Origin of the sequence: Streptomyces sp. YS-3 (assembly GCF_045257485.1) — a bacterium.
Classification (GTDB): domain Bacteria; phylum Actinomycetota; class Actinomycetes; order Streptomycetales; family Streptomycetaceae; genus Streptomyces.
This window is the reverse complement of the sequence record NZ_JBJHPC010000091.1, coordinates 1-17,582: the sequence shown is the minus strand read 5'-3', so window position 1 is coordinate 17,582 and position 17,582 is coordinate 1. Positions and strand designations below refer to the sequence as shown.

Genomic DNA, 17,582 nt, shown 5'->3' with positions numbered 1-17,582 from the left:
CCTGGGACGTCTGGCTCGGCACACCCCCCACCGTCCCCGACTCCCGTACCGACTTCGACGCCGCCCGCTTCGACGGCTTCGCCGACGGCTTGGCCGAGCCGCTCACGGACGGCTTGGGCGGGCCGGGGCGGTGTACGGCCGGGGTGTGCGGCGTGGGCGCCAGCGGCGTGCCCGGGAGGTAGTTGGTGGGGTCGGAGTGCGGACCCGGCACCGTCACCATCTCGGTGGAGCGCACCGCCCCGCCCAGCAGCGAGCCGATCAGCAGCGTCAGCCCGACCACCACGGTCGCCATCACACTGCCCCGCCGCAGCACCCGCCGCCGCAGCTCCCACAGCGTGGAGCGCGGGCCGAGACGGCGCCAGGCCTCACCGGAGAGGCGGGCGTCCAGCGAGTACACCGGCGCGCCCGCCGTGATCAGCGGGGACCAGGCGGCGAGGTAGATGAAGTCCGGCGCGTCGTACGCCGGGACCGTCTGCCAGCTCACCGTCAGCAGCAGGGCCGCCGAGAGCAGCGCCCCGAAGACCGCCGCGACCCGCTGCCACAGGCCCAGCATGGTCAGCACGCCCACCACGATCTGGAGGAAGGCCACCGACAGGCCCGCCCCGACCGGATGCTGGAGCGCGAAGGTGCGCAGCGGCTCGGCGAGGGCCCACGGATGCAGCGAGTTCAGCCACTTCATCATCGAGCCGCGCTCGCCGCCGTCGAAGTAGACGGGGTCGCAGAGCTTGCCCATCCCCGCGTACACGGAGATGAAGCCGAGGAAGACGCGGAGCGGGAGGAGGACCACGCCGAGGTTCATCCGGCGGCCCGGGTAGTACGCGTGGCGGACCTGGTCCCCGGCGTGCCGCTGGCCGCGCTGCCCGGAGCCGTCGGACCCGTCGGGCCCGTCGGTCCCCTCGTCGCCGTCGCCGTCTCCGTAGCCGTAGCCGCGCTCGAACTCGTCGAACCCGCCGTCCCCGTACGCCCCTTGGCGGACCGCCTGGAACAGGGCCGTCCCGGCGCCGCCCCCGGAGTCCGACATCGGCGCGCGCGGGCCCACCACGACCGGCGTCGGCCTGGTGTCCTCGTCGACGCGCGGGATGACCTGGGTGTTGCCCACGTCGAGCGCCTCGCCCGGCGCCGCCGTCGCGTCCAGGCCGCGCACCGCCTGCAACAGGCCGGTCGCCCCGGGCGCCGCCCGGCCGCTCCACACCACCGGGGCCCGGCGGCGGGCCGCCCCGGGGGCGCCCGGCATCCTCGCCGGATCCCTCGGAGGGCGCTTCGACTGGGCCTTCGGGGCGAAGTGCACCCGGAAACTGGCGTGGTTGACGATGACCTGCGCCGGGTCGGAGTCCACCTTGACCATACTCAGGGCAGGCTGATCGTCGAACCCGGGCCGGGGCGTTCTGGTGTCCACACTCATCTAACCGAGTGATGGTGGTTTAGGACACTGCCTTGACAGCTGCGATCTGTCCGAGGCCCGTCAAGATCACCTACTCCGGACGGGCGGCCCGGCGGATCGGCGTCAGCCCTTGCGCCGGCGCGCCGCCTCGTAGAGCACGATGCCCGCCGCGACACCGGCGTTCAGCGACTCGGCGCCGCCCGGCATCGAGATCCGCACCCGGTAGTCGCAGGTCTCGCCGACCAGGCGGCCCAGGCCCTTGCCCTCGCTGCCGATCACGATGACGACCGGACCGGCCAGCGCCTCCAGCTGCTCGACGGTGTGCTCGCCGTCGGCGGCGAGACCGACGATGGTGACACCGGCCTTCTTGTAGTCCTCCAGGGCGCGCGTCAGGTTGGTGACGCGCGAGACCGGCGTACGGGCGGCGGTGCCGGCCGAGGACTTCCAGGCGCCGGCCGTCATCCCGGCCGCGCGGCGCTCGGGCACGACCACGCCGTGCCCGCCGAAGGCGGAGGTGGAGCGGACGATCGCGCCGAGGTTGCGCGGGTCGGTGACGCCGTCGAGGGCGACGATCAGCGGCTCGTCGTGGTTGTCGTACGCCGCCTCCAGCAGGTCCTGCGGGTGCGCGTACTCGTACGGCGGGACCTGGAGGACCAGGCCCTGGTGGTTGAGCCCGTTGGTCATCCGGTCGAGCTCGGCGCGCGGGGCCTCCATCAGGTTGATGTTGCCGCGCTCGCCCGCGAGCTGGAGCGCCTCGCGCACCCGCTCGTCGTTGTCGATGTACTGCTGCACGTACAGCGTGGTCGCGGGGACGCCGTCGCGCAGCGCCTCGAAGACCGGGTTGCGGCCCACGACCATCTCGGACGTGCCCTTGGGGCCGCCGCGGCGCGGAGCGGGGCGGCGGGTCGCGGCCTGCTTGGCCTTGGCGGTGGCGATGCGGTTCTTCTTGTGCTTCTTGCGCTCCTCCGCGGGCGGCGTCGGGCCCCTGCCCTCCAGGCCCCGGCGCCGCTGGCCACCGCTGCCGACCGTCGCGCCCTTCTTGTTGGACGTGCGGCGGTTCCTGCGCTGGCTGTTCCCGGCCATGACCTACCTGTTTCCGTGATTGAGCGACCTACGGGGCGTCGTGGCTTCCGCGGGTCCTGCGTACGTACGTATATGAAGTGTGCCGCCCAGTCGCCCGGGCGGCACATCGCGCCTGCCCGTCAGCGGGGGCCGAGGGTCCAGCGGGGGCCGCTGGGGCTGTCCTCGATGACGAGGCCGGACTGGGTCAGCTGGTCGCGGATGGCGTCCGCGGTGGCCCAGTCCTTGCGGGCACGGGCCGCCTCGCGCTGTTCGAGCACCAGCCGTACGAGCGTGTCGACGGCCCCGTGCAGGTCGTCGCCGCGGTCGGCCTCGCCCGCCCAGTGGGCGTCCAGCGGGTCCAGACCGAGGACGGCGAGCATGGCGCGGACCTCGGCGAGACGGGCGACGGCCTCTTCCTTGTCGTCGGCGGCCAGCGCGCTGTTGCCCTGGCGGACCGCGGTGTGGACGATCGCGAGCGCCTGCGGGACGCCCAGGTCGTCGTCCATCGCCTCGGCGAACGCGGGCGGCACCTCGGCGGCGGGCTCGACCACGCCCCCCGCCTTCTCGACCACGCGCTGGACGAAGCCCTCGATGCGCGCGAACGCCGACTCGGCCTCGCGCAGGGCCTCCTCGCTGTACTCGATGGTGGAGCGGTAGTGCGGGGTGCCCAGGTAGTAGCGGAGCACGATGGGGCGCCACCGCTGGACCATGTCGGAGACGAGCACCGAGTTGCCCAGCGACTTGGACATCTTCTCGCCGGCCATGGTGACCCAGGCGTTGTGCATCCAGTACGCGGCGAAGTCGTCGCCGTACGCCTTGGCCTGGGCGATCTCGTTCTCGTGGTGCGGGAAGATCAGGTCACGGCCGCCGCCGTGGATGTCGAAGGCGCTGCCCAGGTACTTGTGGGCCATCGCCGAGCACTCCAGGTGCCAGCCGGGACGGCCGCGGCCCCAGGGCGTCTCCCAGTCGGGCTCGCCCGGCCTGGACGCCTTCCACATGGCGAAGTCGCGCGGGTCGCGCTTGCCCGCGACGCCCTCGTCGGGCTGGCGCAGGTCGTCGATGTCCTGGTTGGACAGCTCCAGATAGCCGGGGAAGGAGCGCACGTCGAAGTAGACGCTGCCGTCGGCCTCGTACGCGTGGCCGCGCTCGATCAGACCGCGCATCATCTCGATCATCTCGGGGACGTGCCCGGTCGCGCGCGGCTCGTAGGTGGGCGGCAGGCAGCCGAGTGCCTGGTAGCCGTCGTTGAAGGCGCGCTCGTTCTCGTAGCCGATCGACCACCAGGGGCGGCCCTGCTCGGCCGACTTGGTGATGATCTTGTCGTCGATGTCGGTGACGTTGCGGATGAACGTGACGTCGTAGCCGCGGTACTGGAACCAGCGGCGCGCGATGTCGAAGTTGAGGTAGGAGCGGACGTGCCCGATGTGCGGGGCGGCCTGCACGGTCGCGCCACAGAGGTAGATCGAGACACAGCCCGGCACGAGCGGGGTGAAATCACGGATCTGCCGGGCGCTGGTGTCGTACAGGCGAATAGTCACGGGTCCAGGGTAGTGGGCCCGTGGCGGTGCCCCGCGACCCTTGGGCCACGGGGCACCGAAGTGTGACAGAAGCTTTTCCGGCGGGCCGGGACGGCCGTCGCGGCGGGCCCGGCCGCGGGCTTCGCGGCGGTCACCGGGGCCTGTTCAGCCGGTCCGGTGGACCAGCGCCGTGGCGATGGCGGCGAGGCCGTCGCCGCGGCCGGGGAAGCCGAGGCCGTCGGTGGTGGCGCCGGAGACCGAGACCGGCGCGCCGACCGCGTCGGAGAGCACCTTCTGCGCCTCGTCGCGCCGCTTGCCGATCTTCGGGCGGGGGCCGACGACCTGGACGGCCACGTTGCCGATGCCGAAGCCCGCGGCCCGGACGATCCGGGCCGCCTCGGTGAGGAGGGTGACCCCGGAGGCGCCCGACCACTCGGGGCGCCCGGTGCCGAAGTGGGCGCCGAGGTCGCCGAGGCCCGCCGCCGAGAACAGCGCGTTGCAGGCGGCGTGCGCGACGACGTCGGCGTCGGAGTGGCCCGCGAGGCCGGGGCCCTCTCCCTCCCAGAGCAGGCCCGCGCACCACAGCTCGCGGCCCTCCTCGAAGGCGTGGATGTCGGTGCCGATGCCGACCTGCGGGATCACCGGTGCCTGCGGGGAAGGGGCCGGGGCCGCCGGAGACGTCTCAGAAGCCATCGTTGGCCCTCCTGCGCGCCAGGACCGCCTCCGCCAGGACCAGGTCCAGCGGGCGGGTGACCTTGAAGGCCTCCTCGTGGCCGGGCACGACGACGACCTTCAGGCCGAGCCGCTCGACCATGGAGGCGTCGTCCGTGACTTCGCCGCGGACGCTCTCGTGGGCGCGCACCAGCGTGGCGTGGTCGAAGCCCTGCGGGGTCTGGACCGCGCGCAGCCGGGACCGGTCGGGCGTGGCGAGCACCGGCTCGGGGGTGCCGTCGGTGCGCGGCTCGACCTCCTTGACGGTGTCGGCCAGCGGCAGCGCGGGGACGACGGCCGGGGCCCCGTCCCGTACCGCCTCGATCACCGCGTCGACCGTGTCCACCGGCACCAGCGGGCGGGCCGCGTCATGGACGAGGACGACGTCGATGCCGGACGGCAGCGCGGCCAGGCCCAGCCGCACGGACTCCTGGCGGCTCTCGCCCCCGGGTACCACGACGAAGTCCGTCCGCTCCGGGAGGGCGTGCTCGGCCAGCAGGTTCCTGACCTCGGTGGCGCCGTCGGGCGGGGCCACGACGACCACGAGCGAGACGGCGCGGGAGGCGGCCATCGCGCGGACGGCGTGGATGAGCATGGGCGTGCCGTTCAGCGCGCGGAGCGCTTTGGGGGCGCCCGGGCCGAGCCGCACGCCGCGGCCGGCCGCGGGGATCACGGCCGCGGTGCGGAAAACGCGCGTTTCCTCAGACAAGGTTTGTGTCCTTCGGCGACATGGGTATGGCCTCAGCAAGCCGGGCGCGACGCCCCTGACCGGCCCCTTCCGTGACGACCGGTCGGGCGCTCTGCCCGGCGCGGCGAGCCGACAGCGGGTGCCGTGGGCGTACGAATGATGTCCGAACATGCCGCAGCGCCCGGCGACGCAGCAGTTGGGTCACTGCTGGTCAGCGGGCACCGCGGCAATTACTGGCCGGCCGGGAGGCGCAGCCCCCGGAATGGCCGGTGTCAGGACGCGAGAACCTCGTCGAGGAGGGCCTCGGCCTTGTCTTCGTTGGTGTTCTCAGCGAGGGCCAGCTCGCTCACCAGGATCTGGCGCGCCTTGGCGAGCATGCGCTTCTCACCTGCGGAGAGTCCGCGCTCGCGCTCACGACGCCACAGGTCGCGCACTACTTCCGCGACCTTGATGACATCGCCGGAGGCGAGCTTCTCCAGATTTGCCTTGTAGCGACGGGACCAGTTCGTGGGCTCTTCCGCGTACGGTGCGCGCAGCACCTCGAAGACCCGGTCCAGCCCGTCCTGCCCGACCACATCGCGCACGCCTACGAACTCCGCATTGTCCGCGGGTACGCGCACCGTCAGATCGCCCTGGGCGACCTTGAGCACCAAGTAGGTCTTGTCCACGCCTTTGATCTGGCGAGTTTCGATGGCCTCGATCAGCGCGGCCCCGTGATGGGGATAGACCACGGTGTCGCCAACCTTGAACGTCATGTGACAGGTACCCCTTCCGTGGCTATCCAGAGTAACACGAGAACAGCCTGTTCTGAATGGCGTTTTCGCAGGTCAGGGCATATCTCGGGGCTTGACAACAGCAACAGGAACGTGCTGCGGAGGGCTCGCGGGAAGGGGTATTCGCAGGTCGGAGCGGCTGTGCGGGGGCAGGGAAACATGCCCGTGACACTCTTCGCAACCCCCTTCCGTTGCCCCGAACATCCCGTTTTGTCGGGTTCCAAGCGGTGAACTTCCACTGCTCCGTTCGGTGATCGGTCACCCGTTCGGCGGGACCGCGACTTTTTCGCGAATTGATCACCGGGGGCGGACCGGGAGGTTTTCGGTAAGGAATACGTGGTGGTCCGGGGAATTGATCACCCGCGATATGTGAACGGCACGGGAAACATCGAGATCAGAGCGGGTGCGGAGGTCCGGGGGAGGTTGTGGGGAGAGTTGTGGAGGCGCGCTCGGCGGGCGCGCCTCGAACGGCGTACGGCTCCCCGCGCGGCCCGCCGGCGCACAGGGGCGGGTCGGGTGCGGGCTCGCCGGGACGGCTCGGTAACCTAAGCCAGCTGACACAGACTTTGCCGTCCTTTAGATGTCCTTACGTCCAAGGAGTTGCCGCCGCCGTGAGCCGCAGCCTTCGACGCGGCGCCCTCGCCGCCTCTGCCATCGCGTTCTCGCTCGCCTCCCTCGCCGCCTGCTCGGCGGGCAACGACGCGCAGACGCTCGAAGTGAAGCCGGACAACGCCGCCGTCAAGGTCGGTGACATCAAGATCCAGAACGCGACCGTCCTGACCCAGCCGAAGGCGGACGCCGCCGGGCCGGCCGTCATCGCGGCGACCCTCTTCAACAACGGCGCCGAGCCGCAGACGCTCGACGCGGTCAAGCTCGCGTCCTCGGGCGCCACGGTGAAGCTCACCCCCGGCAAGGGCCAGAAGGCGCTCACCGTGCCCCCGCACGGCTCGCTGATCCTCGGCGGCAAGGACAACGCGTCCGCCGTCGTCGAGAACGGCAAGGAGGCCGCCCGCAACGGCGACGCCCAGCCGGTCACCTTCCAGCTGAGCAAGGCCGGCGACGTGACGCTGCGCGCCTTCGTGATCCCGTCCACCAGCTACTTCGAGGGCTACGGCCCGAGCGAGCTCCCCAAGCCCCCGGCGGCCACGCCGGCCGGGCCGGGCCCGGCCACCTCTCCGGAGGCCGGTACGACGCCGGGTGCCACCACGAGCGGCAAGCCGTCGGGCAAGCCGTCGAACACCCCGGCCAAGGGCGTCAAGCCGTCCGGCGGCGCGACCACGGGTGCGGCCCACTGACGTACGCGTACGCAGCAAGGAGGGGCCCAGGACAGCTGTCCTGGGCCCCTCCCGCGTGTGGCGTACGGGACGCGCGCGTACGGCTCGGATGCCCCCGCCGCGCGCCCCGGCGGGCGGCCTACGGCTCGAACTTGTAACCCAGCCCCCGCACCGTCACCAGATACCGCGGCGCTCCGGGGTCGGGCTCGATCTTGGCGCGCAGACGCTTGACGTGGACGTCGAGGGTCTTGGTGTCGCCGACGTAGTCCGCGCCCCAGACTCTGTCGATCAGCTGCATACGGGTCAGGACACGGCCCGCGTTGCGCAGCAGCATCTCCAGGAGGTCGAACTCCTTCAGCGGCAGGTCGACCTTGGCGCCGGAGACCGTCACCACGTGGCGGTCCACGTCCATCCGGACCGGGCCCGCCTCCAGGGCCGCCGGGGTGACCTCCTCGGGCTCCCCGCGACGGCGCAGCACCGCGCGGATACGGGCGACCAGCTCCCGGGAGGAGAAGGGCTTGGTGACGTAGTCGTCGGCCCCTATTTCGAGGCCCACCACCTTGTCGATCTCGCTGTCCTTGGCGGTGACCATGATCACCGGGACGTTGGAGCGACCGCGCAGCTGGCGGCAGACCTCCGTGCCGGGCAGCCCCGGCAGCATCAGGTCGAGCAGCACGAGGTCGGCGCCGTTGCGCTCGAACTCGTCCAGCCCGTCGGGCCCGGTGGCCGCCACGGCGACCTCGAAGCCCTCTTTGCGGAGCATGTAGGACAGGGCGTCGCTGAACGATTCCTCGTCCTCGACGACGAGCACTCGGGTCACGGAAGGACCTCCGGGGCATGGGGCACAGTGGTGGAGTCGTGCGCGGTGGGGAAGGTGTCGTACGGCGGCTCGTCGACGGCGTCGTCGTCCGGTCCAGCCGGGTCGGGGGCGGCGCGGTCCCGTACGGCGCCGGCCTCCGGCAGCCTCAGGGTGAAGGTGGAGCCCTGTCCCTCGGAGCTCCACACCGTGACCTCCCCGCCGTGCGAGGCGGCCACGTGCTTGACGATGGCCAGGCCCAGGCCCGTACCGCCGGTGGCGCGGGAACGGGCCGGGTCGACGCGGTAGAAGCGCTCGAAGACGCGCTCCCGGTCCTTCTCCGAGATGCCTATGCCCTGGTCGGTCACGGCTATCTCGATCAGGTCCCCGCCGGGCGCGGCGACGCGGCGGCCCGCGATGCCGACCCTGGTCCTGGCCGGGGAGTAGTTGACGGCGTTCTCGACGAGATTGCCGAGGGCGGCGGCGAGCTGGCCGCGGTGGCCCCATACGTACAGGTCCGCCGTGCCGCCCGCCGCCATGGTGATCTGCTTGGTGGACGCGGGGTGGCGGGAGCGGTCGATGGCCTCGGCCACCAGCTCGTCGACCCGGACCGGCTCGGCGTCCTCCAGCGGGTCGTCGTTCTGCACCCGGGAGAGGTCGATGAGCTCCTGGACCAGATTGGTCAGCCGGTTCGCCTCGATCTGCATCCGGCCCGCGAAGCGGGTGATCGCCTCGGGGTCGTCCGAGGCGTCCATGACGGCCTCGGAGAGCAGGGAGAGCGCGCCGACCGGGGTCTTGAGCTCATGGCTGACGTTGGCGACGAAGTCGCGCCGCACCGCCTCGATGCGGCGCGCCTCGGTGAGGTCCTCGACCAGGAGCAGCACCAGGCGGGAGCCGAGCGGGGCGACCCGGGCGGAGACCGCCAGCGCCTCGCCCCGGCCGGTGCCCCGGCGCGGCAGGTCCAGCTCCACCTGCCGTATCTCACCGTCGCGGCGGGTGTCGCGGGCCATGTGGAGCATCGGCTCCACGGCCAGCTTCCCGCCCCTGACCAGCCCCAGGGCGTACGCCGCGGAGCTGGCCTTGACCACCGAGTCGCTCTCGTCGAGGACCACCGCCGAGGAGCGGAGCACCGAGAGCACGGTGTCCACGCCGGGCGGCAGGACCGCGTCCGTGTGCAGGGATGTCCGGGTGGGCCGCGCCTGGTCGCGCTCGCTCCAGCGGAACGCCAGCATGGCGATGACGCCGGTGCACAACCCGGCGATCGCTGCAGCTGCGGCGACCGCCGCGTTCACGTCCATGCATCCAGGTTATGCGGGCGCGCCGACACTCTCCCAGCCATCCGGGTGCCTGCTCGAACGTTCGTCGCCCAGAGTTCACCATGGTGATAGTGCTGGTTCACTTGGTGTGGCCGAATCGGACGCGTAGCCCACGGAGCGTGGGAGCGTGGGGGGCGCGGCATCCCCCGCCTCCCCCGGAGTCATAGCCCGGAGTCATCGAAAGAGGGACACCCATGCGGGACGCGTACCACGAGGAACTGGACTCGATCGGCGAGGGCCTGGTCGAGATGGCCCGTCTCGTCGGGTCGGCGATCGGGCGCGCCACGACGGCCATGCTCGACGCCGATCTCAAGCTCGCCGAGAGTGTGATCGCCGCCGACCAGAAGGTCGACGACCTCCAGCACGACCTGGAGGCGCGGGCGATAGCCCTGCTGGCCCGCCAGCAGCCGGTCGCCACCGACCTGCGGATCGTGGTGACCTCGCTCCGGATGAGCGCCGACCTGGAGCGCTCGGGCGACCTGGCCCAGCACGTGGCGAAGCTGACCCGGCTGCGCTACCCGGCGCGGGCGGTCCCGCACGACCTGCACGCCACCATCCTGGAGATGGGCCAGCTGGCCCAGCGCCTGATGGCGAAGGCCGCCGAGGTGATCATCACCAAGGACGTCGACCTCGCGCTCCAGCTGGAGCAGGACGACGACGAGATGGACCTGCTGCACCGCACGCTCTTCCAGCACCTGATGGACGACCGCTGGAAGCACGGCATCGAGACGGCCGTCGACGTGACGCTGCTCGGCCGCTACTACGAGCGCTTCGCCGACCACGCCGTCTCGGTCGCCAAGCGGGTCGTGTACCTGGTCACCGGCGAGCACGCGGACGAGCTCCAGCCTCCGGTGCAGGTGGAGACGCACCCCATCGAGGGCGCCGAGGGCGCCGCGGGCGCCGCGGGCGCGTAGGGCACGGTTCGGGGCGTCCCGGAGCACGCACGGCGCGCGAAGGGGATGTGCGCGCGCCGTTGATGCGCCTGCCCCCCTGGGCATCCAATGGAGGAAGGTGTGCGCGTACCCCCAACCCCGGGAGGGACCATGACCGATACCCCGACCCCGACCCCCACCGCCTCGAACTGCAGCTGCGGCCCCAACTGCCAGTGCGGCTGCCAGTCGGGCGGCGCCTGCCAGTGCGGCGGCGGCTGCTGAGCGAGCGGCACGAGAGGGGCCCCGCCCGGCTGCCGGACGGGGCCCTTCGCGCGCGCGGGGGTGCGTCGGCCGACCACGCCCCCCAGTACATCAGGCGGCTGATCGCCATGCCGAGAAGGTTGTTGCTCAGTCGGACGTCGGAGGCTTGAAGGCATGTGCGCAGCCTTGGAGTTCGGTGCCCAGGCGGTGTGCGAGCGGCAGAAAGATCACGGGTCGGATCGTCCACGTGATGCGTATGTCCTCGTGGGTCACTGACACCGTGCAGGGCTCGGCGCGCAGAAGCGCTCGTCTGGTCTCGACGTGACTGTCGTACAGCCACTCCCAAGCGGCGTCCGATGCGTCTCCGTCGAGAGCCGGAGAAATCGTGCGCAACGTGACTGCGACCCATCGGTCGGCCTGAGGTGCCGTACAGGCGTCGAAGGACGCGAGCAGGGCCGGCCTTCGCTGCTCGGTGAGGTCTTCGGTCCAGCACTCGCACCAGTAGCCGTGTCGCGGTTGCTTCATGGGCACCCGTGGCCTCCTGCGGCGCCCGTGGACCCGACGTTGTTTCCTTCGCTTCCCTTGGGCACGTCGGCCCAGTGGGCGTCCCGCTCGGGGTTCAGAGGCACCGCGCCGGCTCCTCGACGTCTGCGCGGACGCGTAGTTCGGCGGTGACCGTCCGGCCCGAGTCGTCACCTTGGATCGTCACGCTGTCTGCAAGCGCGGTGACCAAGGCGAGTCCGCGGCCGTGGGTGGAGTTGAGGGGTGGGTGCTGGACCTCGGGAGCGGTTTCCGTGCCGCCCGAGTCGGTCACCGTGATCGTGATCGCCCGTTCGGACACGGTGAGCCGGACGTGAAAGGTGCCGTCGCCGCTGGCCGTGTGGGCGAGCGCGTTGGTGCCGAGTTCCGTGACGATCAGTGCGGCATCGTCCGAGTGCGGGTGGCCGTCCAGCGTGGCGCGGGTCCAGCGGCGTGCGGCGCTGAGTTCTTGAGGATCCCCGAGGAAGGTGCGTCCGTGGGTGGGCATGGCGTCCTCCATGGCGGTGACCTGCTGTCCTCCGGGCCAGCCAGGTCGGCCGGCTGACACGGACCACGCAGGGCCGTACAATTAGTACTAGCACCGTACCGAATATGTGCGTACCGGGAGTGCGGGTTCGCACTTTTCGTACGGGCAGTCAGCGCATAGCGTTCGTCAGGTGGTCTGGTGCCGGCCTGGATGCCGATGGAGAGAGGACCTCGCATGTTCGGACTGATGGTGCGTTTCACCTGCAAGGACGAGTTGTCGGCGGCAGCCTTCGACGCCCTTGTGGCGCGGACCGGAGAGCTGATCCGCGCGAACGAGCCCGGAACGGTGATCTACGCCGTGCACCGCGTTGACGGGCGTCCGCTGGAGCGGATCTTCTACGAGCTGTACCGGGACAAGGACGCCTTCGAGGAGCACGAGTCGAAGGACTACGTGCGAGCGTTCCTGTCCGAGCGGGACCAGTACCTTGCGGCGACAGAGGTCGACCGTCTGGACTTCGTGTCCGGCAAGGGCGTCGACGTTGAGCACTGAGTATCAGAAAGCGCTGGGCCGCAAGATCGCCTTCCATCGCAAGCGGCGCGGACTCTCGCAGAAGGAGTTCGCCGGCCTGCTGGAGCGATCCGAAGCATGGGTGTCCCAGGTCGAGCGGGGCGTACGCCGCGTCGACCGCATGACCGTGCTGGAAAAGGTCGCCCAGGTGCTGGACCTGCCCATCGCGGAGCTGGCGGCCGAGGCGCCCATCATCGCGTCGGTGGCTGAGGAGGAATCCCCGGGAGCCGGCCGACTGCGGCTCGTACTGAGCGCAGCGCACTCACTCAAGGCCGTCCTCGATCGGCAGCACACTTCCCCCGATGTGCCGGCGCTTCGCGCAGAGGTCGACCATGCCTGGGAGCTGACGCACCAGGGCAACTACGCCGACCTGGCCGAGCTGCTCGAAGGGCTCGTTCCCCGGCTGGAGGCGGCGACGCGGTCCGTCCCTGAGGCGGACCGTCCCGAGCTGTTCCGACTCCTGGCCGCCATGTACCACACGTGCAGCGGCGCGCTCGCGAACCTGGGAGAGCCTGAAGCGGCCTGGATCGCCGTCGACCGTGCCGTGGTCGCCGCCGAGCGGGCCGACGATCCGCTCCTGATGGCGGCCGGTGAATTCCGGCTTTCGATCGTCTTCCTCGGCGCACGACACTTCGAGCAAGCAGCTCAGGCGTCCGGCACCGCGGCTGACGCGCTGGGGCCCTTGGCGGACTCCGGCCAGGTCGAGGCGGTGGCGCTCCGCGGAGCGCTGACTCTGCAACGGGCCGTGGCCGCGGCCCGGCTGAACCTGGCCGACGAGGCGTACGGCTACCTCCGCGACGCTCGCGCCATGGCCGAACAGGTCGGCGACGGACGCAACGACTACAACACCGAGTTCGGGCCGACCAACATCGGCTTGCACGAAGTGGCCGTAGCGGTCGACCTCGGCGACGCCGGCGTCGCTCTCCGGGCTGCTCAATCGGTCGATGCGTCCGGGCTGTCCGCAGAGCGGCAGACACGGTTCCAGATCGACGTGGCGAGGGCCCATGCACAGCGCCGACAGGTTACTGACGCTGTAGCGGCACTGATGAAGGCGCGTGGGCTGTCCTCTGAGATGGTGCGGGCCCTCCCGATCGTCAAGCAGATCGTGGCAGACCTGCTGACCATGAGCCAGCAGCCTTCCGAGGAGCTTCGGGCCTTGGCAGGCGAGTCGGGCGTACACGAAGCGTGGACTGGTACGTGAAGTACTGGACGGCCCTCTCTGATCAAGGTCACCGTCCCGGAAAGCGGCGTCACCGGGGCCTGACCCCTGGTTCCCCGGTCTCCCTGGCGGGGCCTGGTGGCCCGGCCGTGGAGTCAGTGTTCAGCGCCGGCAGCGCCATGGCATCGCCTTCCGGGCGGCTGCGGTCACGCCGGTCGCCGTGGACGCCATCGCCTGATGCTGGTCCACGGTCGGCTACCGAGGTCGACGGCCCGGCCCCTTGATTCGTACGGCTACGTCGTGGTGACCGGGCAGAGTTTGTGGCACAGCCGGGTTCTGGCGCGCCAGGCACCTGTCACCCTCCGTGGGGGTCTGTCGGTGTACAGCGCCCAGTCCGCTGTCGCTGCGCTCCAAGGCGCCGGGGCCAGAGCGGAGTGGAGACAAGAGCCGGAGCCCGGAGAGCGTACGGCCCTGTCGCCCTGACGGCCCAGGGACGGCCCAGAGGCAGCGAGAAGCCCCCTCCCCGCGGAGAACCCGCAGGCAGGGGGCTTACCCGTGGGCGCTTACTTCTTCTTGCCCTGGTTCTTGACCGCCTCGATCGCCGCCGCCGCCGCGTCCGGGTCGAGGTAGGTGCCGCCGGGGTTGACCGGCTTGAAGTCGGCGTCCAGCTCGTAGACGAGCGGGATGCCGGTCGGGATGTTCAGGCCCGCGATGTCGGCGTCGGAGACGCCGTCGAGGTGCTTGACCAGGGCGCGCAGCGAGTTGCCGTGCGCCGCCACCAGGACCGTGCGGCCCGCGAGCAGGTCCGGGACGATGCCGTCGTACCAGTACGGCAGCATGCGGACGACGACGTCCTTGAGGCACTCCGTGCGCGGACGCAGCTCCGGCGGGATCGTCGCGTAGCGCGCGTCGTCCGACTGGGAGAACTCGGTGCCGTCCGCCAGGGCGGGCGGCGGGGTGTCGTACGAGCGGCGCCACAGCATGAACTGCTCCTCGCCGAACTCGGCGAGCGTCTGCGCCTTGTCCTTGCCCTGGAGCGCACCGTAGTGGCGCTCGTTCAGCCGCCACGAGCGGTGCACGGGGATCCAGTGGCGGTCGGCGGACTCCAGCGCCAGCTGGGCCGTGCGGATCGCGCGCTTCTGGAGGGAGGTGTGCAGCACGTCGGGGAGCAGGCCGGCGTCCTTGAGCAGCTCACCGCCGCGCGCCGCCTCCTTCTCGCCCTTCGCGGTGAGGTTGACGTCCACCCACCCGGTGAACAGGTTCTTCTCGTTCCACTCGCTCTCGCCGTGGCGGAGGAGGATCAGCTTGTACGGTGCGTCGGCCATGCGTCCGAGCGTAATCGACGCAACCGGGCCCTCGCGCGCGTGGGCACCGACCTCCCGCGGACGTCTCGGCAGGTGGACGATTGACGGTCGGCGTCAATTGAGTAGCGGCCGGGAGCCCCGAAATTGTAAGTTGCGGCTATCGACAGCACCACTTACACCGCAAGGTGCTGTCCGTTCGTCGCTCCGGGGGGAAACCGATGTCCGTCGCCAGTCTCAGACGAGCAGCACAGGAGAGCGTCTCGGGTCTGCCCCGGGAGTTCTGGTGGCTGTGGACGAGCACGCTGATCAACCGGCTCGGGGCGTTCGTCGCCACCTTCATGACCCTGTACCTGACGCACGAGCGCGGCTACTCCGCCTCGTACGCGGGTCTGGTGGTCTCCCTGCACGGCCTGGGCGGGGTCATCTCCTCGCTCGGCGCGGGCGTCCTGACCGACCGGCTGGGCCGCCGCCCCACGATGATGATCGCCCAGACCTCGACGGCGTTCTCGGTGGCGCTGCTCGGCTTCATGACCGACCCGGCGGCGATCGTCGCGGTGGCCTTCCTGGTCGGTATGGCCTCCAACGCCTCGCGGCCCGCGGTCCAGGCGATGATGGCGGACATCGTGAAGCCCGAGGACCGGATGCGGGCCTTCTCGCTCAACTACTGGGCGATCAACCTCGGGTTCGCGGTCTCCTCGGCCGGCGCCGGCTTCGTCGCCCAGCACAGCTACCGGGCGGGCTTCCTCGGCGAGGCCGCGCTGACCCTGGTCTGCGCCGTCCTGGTCTTCCTCAAGCTGCCCGAGTCCCGCCCCGAGGCGGCCCCGACGGTACGGGAGAAGGACCGCGAGCCGGAGATCGGCCTCGGCACGGTCTTCCGCGACGGCCGCTTCATGGGCGTGGTCGGCCTCTCCTTCCTCATCTCCCTGATCTTCCAGCAGGGTTACGTCGGCCTGCCGGTGGCGATGGGCGCCGACGGCTTCTCCAGCGCCGACTTCGGCCTGGCGATCGCCGTCAACGGCGTCCTCATCGTCGCCCTCCAGATCCCGGTCACCCGGGCCATCGAACACCGCGACCCGCGCCGGCTGCTGATCGTCTCGGCCCTCCTGGCGGGATACGGCTTCGGGCTCACCGCGTTCGCCGGCTCGGTGGCGGTGTACGCGCTGACGATCTGCGTCTGGACGCTGGCCGAGATCGTCAACTCCCCCACCCAGACCGGCCTGGTGGTACGCCTCTCCCCCGTCCACGGCCGGGGCCGCTACCAGGGCGTGTACACGATGTCCTGGTCGGTGGCGGCCCTGATCGCCCCGCTCCTCTCCGGCTTCGTCGTCGACCGCTTCGGCGCGGACTGGCTGTGGGCGGCCTGCGCGGTGCTGGGGACGGTGGCCGCGGCCGGATACGCGCTGCTGATGCGCGGCCTGACGGACGATCAGGACGTGGTGGCCAAGGTCAGCGCCCCAGAGCGCGCTGAGCTTCGTACAGGTTCCGTGGTCTGACGGCCCCGGGGGCGCCGTACGCCTCAAGGCGGGAGTGCGGGTCCCCGGTGAAGTCGGGGACGTCGATCTGGTCGAACTCCCGGACCTCGCTGATCCCGACGGTCGCGCTGTACGGGGCGAGGCCGTCGATCTTCACCAGTCCCGCGCGGTGGTTGGTGACGGTGATGTTCCAGTGGGTGAACCGGGCGCCGAAGAGGGGCCCGGCGGAGGCGTCGCCGCCGTGCCGCCCGTCGTTCTCCACCACGATCTCGGTCCGTACGTTCGCGAACGGCAGCCCACGGTGGGAGTCGAAGGTCCCCATCTCCATCCGGCCGCGCGACCAGACGTTGTGGCTGGACAGCCCCTCCACGTTGATGCCGTGGAGCTGGGTGTCCGGGCGCGCCGGGACCGTACGCCGGACGATGGTGAAGTCCTCCACCAGGTTGTCGTGCGAGCCCTCCCGGCAGAAGTACGGATGGTGCGAGCCGCGCCCCTCCACGCGGGTACGCCGGAGCGTACAGGCGGAGGCGGCGACCAGCCCGAAGCCGTTGTCGACATGGCGGACGACGACGTCGTCGACCCAGCAGTCGTACGCGCACTGGAGGGTGACGCCGTTGTAGCCCTTGTCCAGGAGGTGCGGGGACTGCGGCGTCTCGACGGCCTCCAGGGTGAGGCCCTGCACTCCGGAGTCGGTGAGGGCGGGGACGTGGGTGGTCAGCCGGGGGTCCCACTCGGGGCGCACGTCGAGCGGGAGCGGCCGTTCGAGGGTGACGCGGTGACCGCGCGCGTGGCGCCGGACGTGCGCGATCCGCACGGGCCATTCGTACGGGACGTACGAGGTCAGCTTGGTCTTGTCGTCCCAGGTGTACGCGGCCGGGCCGGGCCCGTCGCCGGACATGTGCTGCAGGAGGGTGTGGCGGCTGTCGTCGGCGAGGCGCAGCAGCACCAGCGCGCCGGGGCGCAGCCGGGAGCCGTCGGCGACGGTCACGGACCAGGAGCCGCGCGGGGCGGGCGCGGAGACGGTGGCGAGGGTGCTCCACTCGTCCCGTCTGTTGCCGGTCCACCCCTCGAAGGGCCACGCCCTGGCCCGGATGGCCTCGGCGAGCGCGTCCCAACGGGCCTTTGGCGCCAGCCAGATGAGGCCGCCGGCCCAGGACCAGGAGGACTTGTCCCCGCCGTAGCGGGAGCCGTACGGGCCGATCAGCTCGGTGAGGTGCCTGGTGGCGTACAGCGTGGTGCGCGCGCTGCCCGCGCCGCGCAGGGTGACGCCGCTGTGCGCGATACGGATCAGCCCGTCGATACGGAAGGTGCCCGGCGGCAGGACCACGGTGCCGCCACCGGCCCGGCCGGCCTCTTCCAGGGCGCGGTTGATGGCGGGGGCGGCGTCGGCGGCCGGGTCCGGGGAGAGGTGGGTGACGGGGCG

The 17,582-nt window shown here is 71.2% G+C and carries 17 protein-coding genes; 5 read left to right on the top strand and 12 right to left on the bottom strand.

What is annotated here, in order from left to right; genetic code table 11:
* The 6 genes from ACJA3G_RS11155 to ACJA3G_RS11130 form a co-directional block, all read right to left on the bottom strand.
* On the bottom strand, positions 1 to 1,402 hold a 1,402-nt coding region (locus ACJA3G_RS11155; protein WP_406552763.1), incomplete at its 3' end, for a DoxX family protein.
* Positions 1,403 to 1,504: 102 nt separating this feature from the next.
* Entirely contained in the window at positions 1,505 to 2,464 is a 960-nt protein-coding gene (gene rlmB, locus ACJA3G_RS11150) for a 23S rRNA (guanosine(2251)-2'-O)-methyltransferase RlmB (RefSeq protein ID WP_406552762.1), read from the bottom strand.
* 119 nt (positions 2,465 to 2,583) lie between these two features.
* Positions 2,584 to 3,981 carry a cysteine--tRNA ligase gene (gene cysS, locus ACJA3G_RS11145; protein WP_406552761.1) on the bottom strand — a complete coding sequence of 466 codons (1,398 nt, stop codon included), beginning with the start codon at positions 3,979 to 3,981 and terminating at the stop codon, positions 2,584 to 2,586.
* Positions 3,982 to 4,125: 144 nt separating this feature from the next.
* Positions 4,126 to 4,653 (bottom strand): 2-C-methyl-D-erythritol 2,4-cyclodiphosphate synthase, encoded by a 528-nt coding sequence (gene ispF / locus ACJA3G_RS11140; protein ID WP_406552760.1) that lies wholly within the window; start codon positions 4,651 to 4,653, stop codon positions 4,126 to 4,128.
* Complete coding sequence (gene ispD, locus ACJA3G_RS11135; protein WP_406552759.1) at positions 4,643 to 5,380, bottom strand: 2-C-methyl-D-erythritol 4-phosphate cytidylyltransferase; 738 nt, start codon at positions 5,378 to 5,380, stop codon at positions 4,643 to 4,645. The genes ispF and ispD overlap by 11 nt, the downstream gene beginning before the upstream one ends.
* 251 nt (positions 5,381 to 5,631) lie before the next feature.
* Entirely contained in the window at positions 5,632 to 6,114 is a 483-nt protein-coding gene (locus tag ACJA3G_RS11130) for a CarD family transcriptional regulator (protein ID WP_003953493.1), read from the bottom strand.
* A 629-nt stretch (positions 6,115 to 6,743) separates the two neighbouring features.
* On the opposite strand from ACJA3G_RS11130, the gene ACJA3G_RS11125 reads away from it, so the two are divergent.
* Entirely contained in the window at positions 6,744 to 7,427 is a 684-nt protein-coding gene (locus ACJA3G_RS11125) for a DUF461 domain-containing protein (protein ID WP_406552758.1), read from the top strand.
* 118 nt (positions 7,428 to 7,545) lie between these two features.
* Here ACJA3G_RS11125 and ACJA3G_RS11120 read toward each other — a convergent pair whose 3' ends face one another.
* A complete protein-coding gene (locus ACJA3G_RS11120; RefSeq protein WP_031183999.1) occupies positions 7,546 to 8,226 on the bottom strand; it encodes a response regulator transcription factor in 681 nt (226 codons plus the stop codon).
* Entirely contained in the window at positions 8,223 to 9,500 is a 1,278-nt protein-coding gene (locus ACJA3G_RS11115) for a sensor histidine kinase (protein WP_406552757.1), read from the bottom strand. The genes ACJA3G_RS11120 and ACJA3G_RS11115 overlap by 4 nt, the downstream gene beginning before the upstream one ends.
* A 212-nt stretch (positions 9,501 to 9,712) precedes the next feature.
* On the opposite strand from ACJA3G_RS11115, the gene phoU reads away from it, so the two are divergent.
* The gene (gene phoU / locus ACJA3G_RS11110) at positions 9,713 to 10,432 is read left to right on the top strand and encodes a phosphate signaling complex protein PhoU (RefSeq protein WP_406552756.1); all 720 of its coding nucleotides are present in this window, start codon (positions 9,713 to 9,715) and stop codon (positions 10,430 to 10,432) included.
* A gap of 366 nt (positions 10,433 to 10,798) precedes the next feature.
* Here the strand turns inward: phoU and ACJA3G_RS11105 are convergent, their stop codons facing one another.
* Entirely contained in the window at positions 10,799 to 11,176 is a 378-nt protein-coding gene (locus ACJA3G_RS11105) for a hypothetical protein (RefSeq protein ID WP_406552764.1), read from the bottom strand.
* A gap of 94 nt (positions 11,177 to 11,270) precedes the next feature.
* Positions 11,271 to 11,678: an ATP-binding protein gene (locus ACJA3G_RS11100; protein WP_406552755.1), complete on the bottom strand. Its 408-nt coding sequence runs from the start codon at positions 11,676 to 11,678 to the stop codon at positions 11,271 to 11,273.
* 213 nt (positions 11,679 to 11,891) lie between these two features.
* Between ACJA3G_RS11100 and ACJA3G_RS11095 the strand changes: the two genes are divergently transcribed.
* Positions 11,892 to 12,206 carry a putative quinol monooxygenase gene (locus ACJA3G_RS11095; RefSeq protein ID WP_406552754.1) on the top strand — a complete coding sequence of 105 codons (315 nt, stop codon included), beginning with the start codon at positions 11,892 to 11,894 and terminating at the stop codon, positions 12,204 to 12,206.
* Positions 12,196 to 13,425, top strand: a complete 1,230-nt coding sequence (locus ACJA3G_RS11090) for a helix-turn-helix domain-containing protein (RefSeq protein WP_406552753.1) — start codon at positions 12,196 to 12,198, stop codon at positions 13,423 to 13,425. The genes ACJA3G_RS11095 and ACJA3G_RS11090 overlap by 11 nt, the downstream gene beginning before the upstream one ends.
* A gap of 521 nt (positions 13,426 to 13,946) precedes the next feature.
* Here the strand turns inward: ACJA3G_RS11090 and ACJA3G_RS11085 are convergent.
* Positions 13,947 to 14,708 (bottom strand): phosphoglyceromutase, encoded by a 762-nt coding sequence (locus ACJA3G_RS11085; protein ID WP_406552752.1) that lies wholly within the window; start codon positions 14,706 to 14,708, stop codon positions 13,947 to 13,949.
* Positions 14,709 to 14,905: 197 nt separating this feature from the next.
* Here ACJA3G_RS11085 and ACJA3G_RS11080 point away from each other — a divergent pair, with 197 nt between their 5' ends.
* Entirely contained in the window at positions 14,906 to 16,180 is a 1,275-nt protein-coding gene (locus tag ACJA3G_RS11080; protein WP_406552751.1) for an MDR family MFS transporter, read from the top strand.
* Here ACJA3G_RS11080 and ACJA3G_RS11075 read toward each other — a convergent pair.
* On the bottom strand, positions 16,134 to 17,582 hold a 1,449-nt coding region (locus ACJA3G_RS11075; RefSeq protein WP_406552750.1), incomplete at its 5' end, for a glycosyl hydrolase family 28-related protein. The two genes, ACJA3G_RS11080 and ACJA3G_RS11075, sit on opposite strands and share 47 nt — an antisense overlap.